Origin of the sequence: Pollutibacter soli (genome assembly GCA_029269725.1) — a bacterium.
GTDB classification, from domain to species: Bacteria; Bacteroidota; Bacteroidia; order Chitinophagales; family Chitinophagaceae; genus Pollutibacter; species Pollutibacter soli.
On sequence record JARJHS010000001.1, the window covers coordinates 290,433 to 304,102 of the forward strand.

Consider the following 13,670-nt stretch of genomic DNA (forward strand, 5'->3'; position numbering starts at 1 on the left):
TGAATAATCTTCAAAGAACTTTCTTTTTTCTAATATTAAGAGACGCAAAAATGAGATCATTGTTACAAATGAAATGTTAACTATAAAAATCGCGGGATGGAAGCTGTTTAAAAAGGATGGCTGGCAGGTAAAGTTATTAGCGAAGCTTTTTGGGGCGCAGATTGGAGTAAAGAGGCAAAGATCAGGAATGGGGAAGCTCCCTTTTCCGGATTTCAAAAGCCGAGCTGGTTCAGGTGAACTCATCCCACCCGGAAAAGATGAACAACAATAAAAATGAATTAGTTTAGATAAGATCGAGTGCCTTCACAAAAGTGGTAACGACCGGTACAATCGTTATTGAAGTCATTGAAGGCAGATAAAAGTAAACGAGAACGGCAACTATCAGAGAAACGAAGAAAAGTAACCAATACATATTTTTCGATCTCTTATCCATGCAGTTAAATTTTTCACGAAGATAAGGCCGCAACGGAGAAAAACAAATATTGAAACACAAACTCGTTGATTGAATATCAGAATAATGCCCTTGTTTATCTGAATTAGTCGGGATGTTTTGTGTAATTCCTACACTTTTTTAGTTTAAACACTATATTTAATCTCCCAAACTAACTTGCTCGTATGAAACTCCATTTTTTTGTCAGGTTTTATACACGATCTGGCCAACACCTCAGCATCTCGGGTTCGATTCCACAATTGGGGTCAGGTGATTTCAGCAAAGCAGTCAGAATGCAATACCAGAGCGATGAATTCTGGCAACTTCAGATTGAAGTTCCGGATGATGAATTGCAGGCGCAGGAATGGATCAGTTATAGATATATTTTTCAAACAGATGGCGATGATCCCATAATTGAACTTAAAGACGACAGACTCATTCCCGTTGCTGCAATAAAAACACCGGAAATTCAACTGGTGGATGTATGGAATAATACTGGTGAATTTGAAAATGTTTTTTATACTTCTCCATTCAGAAATGTTCTATTGCCGGAACGGAAAAAATCGACTCCGGTTAAGCAGTACCGGGGTGCCACACATATTTTCAGAGTGAAAGCGCCATTGTTACATAAAGATGAGACAGTATGTTTGCTTGGATCGTCTGAAGTTTTAAACAACTGGGATGTTTTAAAACCTCTTCCATTGGAAAACAAAGGGGATTGGTTTGAAATAAAATTGAATTTTACTCACGTTTCATTTCCCATTGAATACAAGTATGGTGTAATCAATAATAAGACAAAAGAGTTTCTACGATTCGAAGCGGGTTCAAACAGAAATCTGTTTAAGCCGGCAAATAAAAAAAGGACTATCATTATTCACGATGGGTTTGTTCATCTCCCGAATAATACCTGGAAGGGTAGTGGGGTAGCTATCCCGGTTTTCTCTCTGAGAAGTAAAAAAAGCTGGGGAACGGGTGAATTCACTGATTTGCAGCTTTTAACAGACTGGGCTTCGGCTATAGGTATGCGTTTGATCCAGTTGTTGCCTGTAAATGATACTATTTCGAGTCATACCTGGGTGGATTCTTATCCCTATTCCGCTATTTCTGCTTTCGCGTTGCATCCATTGTACATCAATCTCGAAAAAGTAGCCGGTAAGAAAAATGCTTCCATAGTAAAACCATTTAAAAAGAAAGGAGATCATCTGAACCATCTGCAGGAAGTGGATTATGAGTCTGTGATAAAATTAAAACTGGAAGCGCTAAGTCTGTTGTATGAGACAATGAAGGAGGAGACTTTCAGCGACGAAGAATACCATGTTTTTTTTGAATCGAACAGGTATTGGCTGGTTCCTTACGCAGCATTCAGTTTCCTCCGCGATAAATACGATACGCCGGATTGTTCACGCTGGAAGCAGTATTCAGTTTATAATCAAAAGGAAATTGAAAAATTAAGCGATAAGAAAAGTAAATCCTTTGATAAGATCGCCATCCATTATTTCATTCAGTTTCATCTGCATAAGCAACTGAAAGAAGCGCATCAATATGCACACAGCAAGGGAGTGATATTGAAAGGCGATATTCCCATCGGGATCAACCGTTATGGCTCAGATGCATGGACGGCACCAGAATGGTATGATATGAATGTTCAGGCCGGGGCACCACCGGATGACTTCGCGATAAAAGGGCAGAACTGGGGTTTCCCGACTTATAACTGGAATGTAATGCAGCAGGATGGTTATTTATGGTGGAAGTGGCGTTTCGAACAAATGAGCAATTATTTTGATGCTTTCCGCATCGATCATATCCTGGGCTTTTTCAGAATATGGTCGATTCCAATTGATGCTATAGAGGGTATATTGGGAAGATTTGTTCCGGCAATTCCCGTACATCGGAATGAATTCAGTGAAAGAGGTATCTGGTTTGACTATAAGCGTTACTGTACTCCATTTATCACTGATGAAGTTCTTTGGGAAATGTTTGGTCCAAACGAAAAAAAATTCAAGCCATTTTTGATCGAAGGTTCCGACAAAACCTATACGTTAAAACCAGAGTTTCAAACGCAGAGACAGGTATTGGATCATTTCACACAGTTATCGCCGACGGATGAAAATCAGCACATCATGGAAGGTTTGTATGACCTTATCTCAAATGTGATTTTGTTCGACGAAGGAGGGGCAGTATCCGGCAAGTTTCATTTCCGGATCAATATGCTGACGACGCCGTCTTATAAACGATTGGACGATCATTTGAAATGGCAATTAAACGAGTTATATGTCGATTACTTTTTCCGCCGACAGGATCATTTCTGGGAGATCGAATCAATGAAAAAACTCCCTGCACTGAAAAGGGCAACGGATATGTTGATTTGTGGTGAGGATCTTGGAATGGTACCTCATTGTGTGCCGCATGTAATGCAGGCGCTCGGTATTTTGAGCCTGGAGATTCAGCGCATGCCGAAAAACATTAGTTCTGTTTTTTCAAATCCAGCGCATGCTCCTTATCTGTCAGTCGTTACACCTTCAACACATGACATGAGTACAATACGCGGATGGTGGGAGGAAGACAGGGGAAAAACGCAGAAATTTTACAATGAGATGCTTGGAAAATATGGCGCGGCGCCACCAACCTGCGAACCCTGGATTAATAAGGAAATCATTTCACAACATTTGCATTCGCCGGCGCAATGGGCCATTTTCCAGTTGCAGGATATTTTAGGAATCGATGAGCATCTTCGCAGAATAAATCCGCAGGAAGAACGAATAAACGTTCCCGCGAATCCGAAACATTACTGGAGATATCGGATGCATATCTATCTTGAAGACATGCTGATCGAAAAAGACTTCAATGCTGACCTGAAGAGTTTAATAGCTTCTTCCGGAAGAGCAAATTTTAACTGATGAATATCCGCCATAGAATTATTGAACTTCCCTTTCATTATCCGTTTACGATTTCGAAAGGAACAAAAACCCACCAACGCATTTTCCAGGTGGAACTTGAGTGGAGAGGAACCAGGGGTTATGGTGAAGCGCCCGAAATTGCCTATTACAATATTCCGGCGGCAACAATGCAGTCTGACCTTGAAAACAAATTGAAATTTGTTGAGAATTTTGCATTGACCACTCCGGATCGTTTCTGGCATTTTTTACATCACCTGTTTCCTTCCAATCCTTTTCTTGTTTGTGCACTTGATATTGCAGCCTGGGATCTGTATGGCAAATTAATGCGGAAACCTTTGTACCAGTTATTTTCTGCAGACCCATCTGAAATGCCAGTTACTGACTATACCATTGGTATTGCGGACAGTGAAGCAATGATTCAAAAAATCGTTGATAACCCCTGGCCGGTATATAAAATCAAAGTGGGTACAGCAGGAGATATTGAACGCCTCAGGGATTTGCGTACACGCACAAACGCAGTTCTCAGGGTTGATGCAAACGGGGGGTGGACAATGTATGATGCTGAAAACAACCTTGGTCATTTAAGCGAAATGGGGATTGAATTGGTTGAACAGCCTCTCTCAAAAGAGGATTGGGAAGGGATTAAAAAACTCAAAGCGATATCTCCTTTGCCTTTATTTGCTGATGAGAGTTGCGTCACGGAATCGGATGTGGGGAAATGTTCGGAAGGATTTCACGGGATCAATATTAAGCTTACAAAATGCAGCGGAATTACACCGGCAAAAAGGATGATAACGGAAGCCCGCTCCCTTGGTTTAAAAATAATGATTGGCTGCATGAATGAGTCTGCCATCGGAACTGCAGCTATTGCTCACCTCGGCCCGTTAGTGGATTACCTTGATGCAGATGGACCGTTGTTACTAAAAGATGATCCGGTTGAAGGTCTGAAATATATTGAAGCTAAGTTGCAGCTTGTTCCCGCACCCGGTCTTGGAGTCAATGTTGATCCCTTTTATTAAATCTTAAGCTAACATTTCTGCTTTCGTCTTTGAACTGAACTCAGCAAAAAACTCAGCCAGTTTTTCGATGGCAATCGCGGAAAATTTCTTCCCTTTTTCTATAGTCGCTTTTTTCGGGTACCCGGTACCGGTATCAGCGGAAATCATCGTCCAGGGTCGCGGCGACCATGCCCATTTCTCTTTGAATCCCCGGAGCTGGAAATTTTTTTCTGATCCATCTCCAGCTCTTTCCAATGGCAATACTAACCCCGGTTGAATCGCCATCATTACACTGGTTTCCATCTCATCAGCATGATCGCCGGGATGTTCAAAAATTCCTTCGCGCGAAGCCGCCTGGTACCAGTTGGCAACACTTATGAACATTTCAGGAAACAAGCCGGATAATTCGCGGATTATACTCACAAAATTGTTTCCGCCATGACCGTTTAGAACAATAAATTTCCTGATGCCATGTCTTTGCAGAACATCGCAAACATCTTTCAAAATTGCCAGCTGCGTGGAAGGCATGATATTCATACAAAGTGGAATATCCAGCTGTCCGGTATTTACTCCGAACGGAATACAAGGCAGTACTATAAGTCTTGTACCTCCTGCCCAGGCAAGTTCTGCAGCTTTTTCAGCTACATATTCTACCTGGTAATTATCAGTAGCATAAGGCAAATGATAGTTATGCGCCTCTGTTGCTCCCCAGGGTAATACAGCAAGGTCAAAGCGGGTCTTCTGAACAGATTCCCAATTGGTTTCGGAAAGCAGAAATGGACGGGGAGAGTAGGTCATTTTTTATTATAAAGATAAGAGGCGCGGGACATATTGCTACGCAGAAATCTTTTTAACTTGAATCGTTTTTCTATATTGAAATGACTCCACAACGATTTCAGAAACTACAATCAGTTATTAACAACAGGCAATCCAACCTGGCGGTTATCCTTGAGAATGTATATAATCCAAACAACGTATCTGCAGTTATGCGTACCTGTGATGCGGTTGGTATCCAGGATATTTATGTTATCAATGACAAAACACCTCCTGTTAAAAGTTGGGGAAGGCGAAGTAACGCAGGCACTGCGGGCTGGGTTGATGTTTTCCAGTATGAAAATGTGGAAACACTTATTGGTGAAGTGAGGTCAAAGCATCAATTGATTTATGCAAGTAATCTGAAATCTGGTTCTGTTCCTGTCTATGATCTTGATTTAACTGCATCAATTGCATTCATATTTGGAAATGAGCAGGATGGAATCAGCGGGAAGCTTTCTTCCCTGGCAGACATTAATTTCATTATCCCTCAGGTTGGAATGAACCCATCACTCAATATCTCTGTCGCCTGTGCAGTGACACTGTACGAATCTTTCAGGCAGCGAATGTTGAAAGGCGCATATGTTGGAGTAAATCCTGATGTTAACCAGGTGACAAATCTTTCACGTAGATGGGGAATTGCACAATAGCCCTGAGCCTAATTTGTAACCTTCCTGTTTTCTTCTTTTTGTCTTTTCTGGGCGAGACTTTTTAAGGAATTGATGCTCACGTTTAATTCAAATCCTATCAGCAAGACCATCGAGTTTACGAACACAAGCAGCATTAATATCAGGATGCTTCCTATCGAGCCATACACCTTATTATAGGAAGCAAAATTGTTGACCCAATAGGAGAACAGGTAAGTAAAAATCAAAATGACTGATGTAGCCAGGATCGCTCCCGGAGATTTCAGTTTCCACTTTTTCTGTACTGCCGGTGCAAATCGGTATATCAGGGCAACTGCAAAAAAAACCAGTAAAAATGTAATTGAAAATCGGATAAGCTGAACAAGCCATGTAATTGATTCGTCACGCAAACCAAGCCATTTGCGGATAACGTCCAGTAGTGCGCCCTGGGTCAGCATTACCAGCAATGTGCCGATGATCAGGAAAACCAGAATGACAGTAAGTTTTATTGCTTCCCATCTTTTTTCTAAAAAATTCCGGCTTTCAGTTTCAATATGTAACATTGATTTATTGAAAGTGTACATGATATTGATCATCGCATTGGAAGAAAAGTAAATGGCAAGGATCAAACCGATGGAGATAAATCCGCTTCCGGGTTTAAAAAAATCATCCATAATAGATTTCAGAATCGTATATGTACTTTCATCAGGCGAAATTTGCCTTATCAGATCATTTGCTTCTATGTACAATTTCTGCGACCACGGGAGGTTGGCCAGCATGGTGAATATAAAAATGCATAAAGGCGGAACTGCAAGTAGAAAATTGAAGGAAATAGAGGCCGCCCGATCATTCAAACCGATCTGCTGTGTTTGCTGAAAAAAGAATTTACCTACATCATACAGCGGGATTCCTTCAAAACCCGGAAGGATCATTTTTTTCGACTTCCTGATTACGAATCTGACAGGAAGAGAATTTAATATGATTCTTTGTAGTTTAATCATGATTGATTCATGAAAATACTATTTTAACAATAAGCTGTCGAGGGCTTTCTGATAGGCTGCGGCATTTTTAAAATGATCTTTTTCATTGGACGCAAACGAATGGTAGCCTGAGAAATCAGGTTTTGCGCAGAAAAATAAATAGTCGGTTTCTGCTGCATCAAGAACAGCATCAATTGTTTTTATTGAAGGTGTGCAAATCGGGCCAGGAGGAAGGCCATTGTTACGATAGGTGTTGTAAGGTGATGCAGCTGATTCGCTGATGTGCTTAAACCGGATACGCTTGATACCAAAATCTTTCAGCGCAAATTTTACGGTAGGATCAGCGCTCAAACGCATATTCTTCTTCAGTCGGTTCAGATAGACACTCGCAATAATCGGTTTTTCGTCGTTTTTGTTCGATTCTTCTTCCACGATCGATGCGAGCGTATAAACCTGTTCCTTGTTTAGGCCGAGTTTACCTGCTTTCGCAATTCTTTCGCTGGTCCAGAATGAGGCTGATTCGGAAAACAGTTTATGATAAAGCCTGTTTGCACTGGTATTCCAAAAAACCGAATATGTATTTGGAATGACCATTGTCATGGCTGTATTTGTGTCCAGCCCCATTTTCGAAAGGGAATCCGGTGAATTTAAGAACTGGATAAACTGTAGTGAATCGGGTTCAAAAAGAAGTCCGAGTCGCTTCGCCATATCTTCTTTTGTCCGGAATTTGTTTATTACAAGGCGAACGGGAGATTGAGTCCCGTTTTTCAATAGGCGAACCATCTGAATAATATTCGCTCCCTGCCTGATTTCGTACCGGCCGGGTTTAATCTCGGTCCATAATCCTGATCTATCAGCAACCATGCTGAAAATTTCTACGCGGCTTGTTATGCTGCTATCTGTCAATTCCTTTAAAACATAAGCTTTTGTTGCGTTGTCCGTGGGGATATAAAAGTATCTGGATTTTCCGCTGAAAGAAGTCGCCGAGGTAAAAAACAAAAAATAAGCCACTGCCGCCGCAAGGGCTACGATAATGATGAGGGCCAGCAATACTTTCTTTAACATAGGATAAACTTGACTTCAAAATAAAACAAAACCCTGCTCAAGGCAGGGTTAAATAACAAATTATCTGAACATTTATTTTTTTGGCGTATCAACGGGCTGGGCAGGCAAGGTACCCTGCGGAGCCGGAGCAGTATTGGAACTGTTGGGGTTGATTCCACGGATAAGTTTATTATCACTTTCTGAGTTGTTCTTAATCAGAAGTGATGAAACGAGGCAAAGTACAGCTACGAATCCTGCAAGTATCCAGGTGCCTTTTTCCAACACATCATTGGTCTGTTTTACGCCCATAAACTGGTTGCCAAGACCAGCAATATTACCCGCCAAACCACCACCTTTGGGGTTCTGAATCAACACGATAAGACCCAGCAACACAGAGGAGAGCACAATCAGTATTAAAAACAAAGTCGTCATATTCCAATCGCTTTAAGTGCGGAAATTTTGGCTGCAAAGTAATCACTTTTTGAAGGATTGAGCAAACTTAATTTTTCGTATACTTCGAGGGCCTTTTCATTCAATCCCTGTTTCAGAAAAACCTCTGCCATTGTTTCAGTGAGAATTTCACTCTGGTCATTGGAATGTTCGGCGCCTGTTTTGATATTCAATTCAGTAGCTTCGTCGATTTCCCTGGATAATTTTTCAGGGTGTAGTTTCTTCATGGACTTCAACCAGTCGGTAAAACTTTTTAGCCGGGTAGTCAATTTATCTTTGCCATCGTCCTCGGTGCTTAACTTAATTCCCTGGGATGCAAAATAATCGATCGTATACAAAGGCTCGAATGCAAGCTCACCAGCAGCAGCTGGTTTTTTTGATTCCCCGGGTTGAATAGTTGCCGCATCCGAGATAGTGGTTTGATTGCTGGTGCCGTCGGGTAATTCAACCTGGTCAATATCATTGACTATTTCAACAGGCAATTCCTGTTCGGTTATTGCAGTTTCTTTAATGTTCTTCCCAAAAGATTCAACCTCAACTGTACCAGATTCTTCAACTGCGGGAATATTCGTTTGTTGTACGTCGTTAGTATCAGTTGTAACCGATTGTTCTTCTATGCTGTTTAATTCTTCATCAAAAAAATGATCATCCTGGTCATATACCAGTTGCTCACTTTCTTCCTGGGATATATCCAACAGATCATAATTCTCATCAATCGGTACTACCTCGTTAACAATGTCATCTGGTAAAAACTCTTCCTGGTAAGCCTGCGACGAAAGGGCCTGATCTTCAGATGTAATATCATGCTGTGCCTCAGCTGTTTCAACAGCGGAAGTCACATTATCCCATTCTCTTGTTTCTGTTGCTGTAGTTTCATCAACAGGAAGATTTTCAGATCTTAATTCTTCATTTATTGTTACCTCTTCCGAACTGTAGAGATCATTGATAGTTTCAAAGGGCTTAACTTTTTCATCTTCTGTCGGAGATATTAATTCGCCTTCTCCGGATAAAAGATTTTCAACGACCGGAGATTCAATATTCCAGTTAGAAGATTCAGTTTTTTCAACCGAATTATTTTCAGATTTGATTTCTTCATTGATTGAAGATTCATCCGGAGTATATAAGTCGTTTATGGTTTCTACAGGTTCTACTTTTGTCTCTTCGACCTGTGTAGTTATCGGTTCAATCAGCTCTTCTGCAAAATTGACTGGATGGTGGTCAAATGTTTCGTTTGCAATATTAACTTCTGAGTGTTCATCAGCATCAATTATTTCGTCGATATCAACCTCGCCGGTCTCTACAACAACGGATTCATTCTTACGGTAATTTCTCGTCTTTAGCCGGGAAGGATGTTCATCCCTTAACTGATGGTTCAACCAATGAGGATTGCTGAAGTACAATGCTGTTTTTGCAACTGAAGCTGCATACCTGTGGGGATCTTTTTCCCTTAGTTTCTGGGAATATAAAAACTGTATAAAAGGAGAGTATGCGTATATAGCAGTCAGACGTGCAAATTCATTCTCCGGAATCTCGTCCGAAGGTGAATATCCAAGCATCTCATGAACCATTGAATTAAAATCATCCTGCATAAGCTACCGTCCGTTATTACCAGGTTGAAAAAATCTTATTGAAAATTTCGTCGGTAAGGTTTGAAATAATCTGCTCATTCAATTGTGATTCTGCCTGTGATAATGACAGGGAAGCAGAAAACGGGAAATTACGAGTTATACTGGTCTCCAGATTTTTCTTTTCATCGAGCCTGTTTCTGAATACAATCCTAACGGACACGTTCAGGTTATTACTCGCCACCTGTTGATTTGAAATGCCTGAAGTACTTACTGAATAGTCAGTCACTGTCCCGGATATTTCATAATCAGCATCGCCGCTTACCTGCGAAAGGCGGGTTTGGTTGATGATCTTCTGCCTGAGTTTATCCGTCAGACGCGGACTCAACTGCGGATTGATATAACGTGCCCTGTTTTCTATATAGTTAACCTTGACCGTTTTTACATCCGGCGGAATAGATACATCTTTCATTGAAACCCTGCAGGTTCCCTGAATCCCGACAAATCCGATCAAAAATAATATCAATAACCTGAATGTCATAGTCCTATTCCTCAATATAATATTCCTTAAGTTTTCTATATAATGTGCGTTCACTGATTCCGAGATCCGAGGCCGCATCTTTTCTTTTACCTCTGTGCTTTTTCAATGCTTTTATGATAAGTTCTTTTTCCTTATCCATGATATTAAGTGATTCATCAACTTCTGTATGTTCCTGGATAGCATTGTCCGTAATGATAACCGGCTGGGTTGGGGAAGGCATCAACGGTTTTGCAGTCAGAGGTTCTGAATCATGTACCATCGCCAGATCGTGCAGGTATGCATCCGAAACCCGCGCACCAGCAGCTGCTGTAGCACCAGGATTTTTCAGAATATCAAGAAACATTTTTTTCAGCTCTGTAACATCTTTTTTCATGTCAAAAAAGAGTTTGTAGAGAATATCCCTTTCATTCATGAAATCAGCCTGGCCGTTTGATCCTGTATTAACCAGCATGGGTAACCGCGTTCCGTGTTGATCGGGTAAAAACCTCCTGATATCATCACCGGTGAGCATTTTATCCTGGCTCAACACTGAAATTTGTTCAGCAATATTCTTCAGTTCCCGCACATTTCCCGGCCATGAGTAATTGATTAACACATTTTTGGCGTCTTCATCCAGTTGAATAGGCGAGGCCTTGTATTTTTCTGCGAAGTCCACTGCGAACTTTCTGAACAGGAGTATAATATCTTCTTTTCTTTCACGAAGAGCTGGAACACGTATAGGAACTGTATTCAGCCTGTAGTAAAGATCTTCTCTGAATTTTCCACTTTGTGTAGCAGCCAGGAGGTCCTTATTCGTCGCTGCAATTACCCGAACATCGGTTTTCAGCACTTTGGAAGAGCCAACCCTGATGAACTCACCGGTTTCCAAAACACGCAATAAGCGGGCCTGGGTACCGAGTGGCATTTCAGCGATTTCGTCCATAAAAAGAGTACCGCCGTTCACAGTTTCAAAATATCCTTTACGAGCATCAACTGCACCTGTAAAAGATCCTTTTTCATGACCAAACAATTCGGAGTCGATTGTTCCTTCAGGAATGGCTCCGCAGTTTACAGCGATAAATGGATTGTGTTTTCTTGCAGATAATGCGTGGATTATCTGTGAGAATACTTCCTTTCCTACACCGCTCTCACCATTGATCAGTACCGTCAGCTCCGTATTGGCTACCTGCGCTGCTACCTGTAACGCATAATTCAGCGCAGGAGAATTGCCTATGATTCCAAACCTGTTTTTAATACTTTGAATTTCCATACAATTTTATTCTTCAATTTAACCGGCAATGGCTTCGCCGATCAGTGTACCCTGCGTACAATCAATAACCCTTACATCAATATAATTACCTTTCTGAGATGCAGGATGATCAGTTTTCGGGAACACCAAAACCTTGTTCTGGCTGTTTCTTCCCATCCATTGCTGATCACTGCGTTTGGAATCGCCTTCAATAAGTACGGTAAATGTCTTGCCAATATCTTTTCGGTTACTCTCCAGCGATAGTCGATTCTGCAGATTCACGATTTGTGTCAGCCTGTCTTTTTTTATTTCTTCGGGAATATCATCTGCATATCTTCTTGCGGCAAGCGTTCCCGGCCTTTCAGAATATATAAACATGTAAGAAAAATCATAAGCCGATTGTTCCATGACATCCAACGTATCCTTATGATCTTCATCTGTCTCAGTACAGAAACCAGCAATGATATCTGAACTGATGCCGCAGTCAGGCATAATTTCCCTGATCCTTTTTACTTTGGCGATATACCATTCCCTCGTATAAGTCCTGTTCATTAGTTGCAATACCCTTGTAGAACCACTTTGTAAGGGAAGGTGTATATACCTGCATATATTCGGATACTTCGCCATCGTATAAAGGACCGGATCCGTAATATCCTTTGGATGAGAGGTACTGAATCTTATCCTCAGTTCAGGATCGATCAGTGCACACTTTTCCAGTAACTGGGCGAAAGTGACTTCCTGTTTTGAATCATTGACCCAGTAGTAACTATCAACATTTTGCCCGAGCAAGGTAACTTCCCGGTATCCTTCGTTGAAAAGTGCGGTACATTCTGCAACAATTGAATTTGCATCCCTGCTGCGCTCGCGGCCCCGCGTGAAAGGAACAACACAAAATGAGCACATATTATTACAGCCGCGCATGATGCTTACAAACGCTGTAATTCCGTTACTATTCAACCTGACCGGCGAAATATCAGCATAGGTCTCTTCGCGACTTAATAGCACATTAACGGCTTTCTGACCTTCACCAGCTTCCCCGATCAGTCCGGGAAGCGTTCTGTAAGCATCGGGACCAACCACCAGATCAACCAGTTTTTCTTCCTCCAGTAACTTGCTTTTAAGTCGTTCGGCCATGCAGCCCAAAACGCCGATCAGCAGACCCGGACGATCGTGTTTGAATTTCCGGAATTCTGTAAGTCTTTTTCGAACGGTAACCTCTGCTTTTTCCCGGATGGAACAGGTATTCAGCAATACAAGGTCTGCCTCTTCCACATTCCTCGTCGAACCAAAACCTTGTTCGTTCAAAATCGAGGCAACAATCTCGCTATCGCTGAAATTCATCTGACAGCCATAGCTTTCTATATAAAATTTCTTATTATAGTCATTAAATACACCATTGGCCGGTGCATAAGCTTCTCCCTGCCTTGACTCATCCTGAACCTTTGGCTGTAAGGTCTCCAACATGCTTATTTTAATTTTAGAAGGGCAAAAATAAGGAAAAAACCAAACAGTGACAGTTTGGCAGATTGAACAACCTGGTTAATTTTTCCGGAAATGGTTCACACTGATTTCAGCGAATGGAAGCGTTTATTGAGCCAGCTGGATCCGACCGGAATCAGCCAGTTACTTTTCATTTCCCCAAGCGTAGGTACGATGTTATTGAAATAGACGGTATCCTTTCCGATAATTCCGTGTTCGAATGCATAATTGAATTGACTGAGAGGGATCAGCTGGATATTATCTTTTACAAAAAATGCGAGCAGGTTCCGATCGAACATGGAAACCTGGAATAACTTTTCAATTTCCTTTATGACCCTCACAGAGCTGTCTGTACTGCAACCGCTGACCCCAGCCTGTGTTTCATCTGCGATCAACACTACAAATCGTCCGAAGAAGAGGGTTCCAAATCCTTTCACCGGGGTGCCGTGAGTGTTCCAGGATGAAACGAAAGCATTGATCATTTCCTCAATCTGCAGCGCCTGAGCCATTGTAAACAGCCTGTTCGACTGATAAATCCAGACTCTTGAATCAGCAGAAAAATCTGAAGGCAGCAGGTGATTGTATTCCAGTTTCATTTCACAAAGTTAAGGAACCGCGG

13 protein-coding genes are annotated in these 13,670 nt (G+C 41.5%); 3 read left to right on the plus strand and 10 right to left on the minus strand.

Features of this window, described 5'->3' with window-relative positions; all coding sequences use genetic code 11:
- Nucleotides 1-283: 283 nt before the first annotated feature.
- Entirely contained in the window at nucleotides 284-433 is a 150-nt protein-coding gene (locus P2W82_RS01240) for a hypothetical protein (protein ID WP_336514009.1), read from the minus strand.
- A 182-nt stretch (nucleotides 434-615) separates the two neighbouring features.
- Between P2W82_RS01240 and P2W82_RS01245 the strand changes: the two genes are divergently transcribed.
- Nucleotides 616-3,327 (plus strand): 4-alpha-glucanotransferase, encoded by a 2,712-nt coding sequence (locus P2W82_RS01245; RefSeq protein WP_336514010.1) that lies wholly within the window; start codon nucleotides 616-618, stop codon nucleotides 3,325-3,327.
- Nucleotides 3,327-4,346 carry a dipeptide epimerase gene (locus tag P2W82_RS01250; RefSeq protein WP_336514011.1) on the plus strand — a complete coding sequence of 340 codons (1,020 nt, stop codon included), beginning with the start codon at nucleotides 3,327-3,329 and terminating at the stop codon, nucleotides 4,344-4,346. Before P2W82_RS01245 ends, P2W82_RS01250 begins: the two co-directional genes overlap by 1 nt.
- A gap of 3 nt (nucleotides 4,347-4,349) precedes the next feature.
- Here the strand turns inward: P2W82_RS01250 and P2W82_RS01255 are convergent, their stop codons facing one another.
- Nucleotides 4,350-5,123, minus strand: coding sequence for a creatininase family protein (locus P2W82_RS01255; protein WP_336514012.1), 774 nt, complete (start codon nucleotides 5,121-5,123; stop codon nucleotides 4,350-4,352).
- 80 nt (nucleotides 5,124-5,203) lie between these two features.
- Here P2W82_RS01255 and P2W82_RS01260 point away from each other — a divergent pair, with 80 nt between their 5' ends.
- Nucleotides 5,204-5,788, plus strand: coding sequence for a TrmH family RNA methyltransferase (locus P2W82_RS01260; RefSeq protein WP_336514013.1), 585 nt, complete (start codon nucleotides 5,204-5,206; stop codon nucleotides 5,786-5,788).
- Between the two features lie 8 nt (nucleotides 5,789-5,796).
- Here P2W82_RS01260 and P2W82_RS01265 read toward each other — a convergent pair whose 3' ends face one another.
- From P2W82_RS01265 to P2W82_RS01300, 8 genes are all read right to left on the minus strand, one after another.
- Entirely contained in the window at nucleotides 5,797-6,765 is a 969-nt protein-coding gene (locus P2W82_RS01265) for a YihY/virulence factor BrkB family protein (protein WP_336514014.1), read from the minus strand.
- Between the two features lie 18 nt (nucleotides 6,766-6,783).
- Nucleotides 6,784-7,809, minus strand: coding sequence for an endolytic transglycosylase MltG (gene mltG / locus P2W82_RS01270; RefSeq protein WP_336514015.1), 1,026 nt, complete (start codon nucleotides 7,807-7,809; stop codon nucleotides 6,784-6,786).
- 72 nt (nucleotides 7,810-7,881) lie between these two features.
- Nucleotides 7,882-8,220: a preprotein translocase subunit SecG gene (gene secG / locus P2W82_RS01275; protein WP_336514016.1), complete on the minus strand. Its 339-nt coding sequence runs from the start codon at nucleotides 8,218-8,220 to the stop codon at nucleotides 7,882-7,884.
- On the minus strand, nucleotides 8,217-9,827 hold the full coding sequence (locus tag P2W82_RS01280; protein WP_336514017.1) for a hypothetical protein: 1,611 nt from the start codon (nucleotides 9,825-9,827) through the stop codon (nucleotides 8,217-8,219). The genes secG and P2W82_RS01280 overlap by 4 nt, the downstream gene beginning before the upstream one ends.
- A 16-nt stretch (nucleotides 9,828-9,843) precedes the next feature.
- The gene (gene lptE / locus P2W82_RS01285) at nucleotides 9,844-10,344 is read right to left on the minus strand and encodes an LptE family protein (RefSeq protein WP_336514018.1); all 501 of its coding nucleotides are present in this window, start codon (nucleotides 10,342-10,344) and stop codon (nucleotides 9,844-9,846) included.
- A 4-nt stretch (nucleotides 10,345-10,348) separates the two neighbouring features.
- Nucleotides 10,349-11,593: a sigma-54 interaction domain-containing protein gene (locus P2W82_RS01290; protein ID WP_336514019.1), complete on the minus strand. Its 1,245-nt coding sequence runs from the start codon at nucleotides 11,591-11,593 to the stop codon at nucleotides 10,349-10,351.
- An 18-nt stretch (nucleotides 11,594-11,611) separates the two neighbouring features.
- Complete coding sequence (gene miaB, locus P2W82_RS01295) at nucleotides 11,612-13,036, minus strand: tRNA (N6-isopentenyl adenosine(37)-C2)-methylthiotransferase MiaB (protein ID WP_336514020.1); 1,425 nt, start codon at nucleotides 13,034-13,036, stop codon at nucleotides 11,612-11,614.
- Between the two features lie 95 nt (nucleotides 13,037-13,131).
- Complete coding sequence (locus P2W82_RS01300) at nucleotides 13,132-13,647, minus strand: hypothetical protein (RefSeq protein ID WP_336514021.1); 516 nt, start codon at nucleotides 13,645-13,647, stop codon at nucleotides 13,132-13,134.
- Nucleotides 13,648-13,670: the final 23 nt, after the last annotated feature.

Coding starts and splice junctions, on each gene's coding strand:
- P2W82_RS01240 (WP_336514009.1), bottom strand. CDS start 433: ATGGATAAGAGATCGAAAAATATGTATTGGTTACTTTTCTTCGTTTCT.
- P2W82_RS01245 (WP_336514010.1), top strand. CDS start 616: ATGAAACTCCATTTTTTTGTCAGGTTTTATACACGATCTGGCCAACAC.
- P2W82_RS01250 (WP_336514011.1), top strand. CDS start 3,327: ATGAATATCCGCCATAGAATTATTGAACTTCCCTTTCATTATCCGTTT.
- P2W82_RS01255 (WP_336514012.1), bottom strand. CDS start 5,123: ATGACCTACTCTCCCCGTCCATTTCTGCTTTCCGAAACCAATTGGGAA.
- P2W82_RS01260 (WP_336514013.1), top strand. CDS start 5,204: ATGACTCCACAACGATTTCAGAAACTACAATCAGTTATTAACAACAGG.
- P2W82_RS01265 (WP_336514014.1), bottom strand. CDS start 6,765: ATGATTAAACTACAAAGAATCATATTAAATTCTCTTCCTGTCAGATTC.
- mltG (WP_336514015.1), bottom strand. CDS start 7,809: ATGTTAAAGAAAGTATTGCTGGCCCTCATCATTATCGTAGCCCTTGCG.
- secG (WP_336514016.1), bottom strand. CDS start 8,220: ATGACGACTTTGTTTTTAATACTGATTGTGCTCTCCTCTGTGTTGCTG.
- P2W82_RS01280 (WP_336514017.1), bottom strand. CDS start 9,827: ATGCAGGATGATTTTAATTCAATGGTTCATGAGATGCTTGGATATTCA.
- lptE (WP_336514018.1), bottom strand. CDS start 10,344: ATGACATTCAGGTTATTGATATTATTTTTGATCGGATTTGTCGGGATT.
- P2W82_RS01290 (WP_336514019.1), bottom strand. CDS start 11,593: ATGGAAATTCAAAGTATTAAAAACAGGTTTGGAATCATAGGCAATTCT.
- miaB (WP_336514020.1), bottom strand. CDS start 13,036: ATGTTGGAGACCTTACAGCCAAAGGTTCAGGATGAGTCAAGGCAGGGA.
- P2W82_RS01300 (WP_336514021.1), bottom strand. CDS start 13,647: ATGAAACTGGAATACAATCACCTGCTGCCTTCAGATTTTTCTGCTGAT.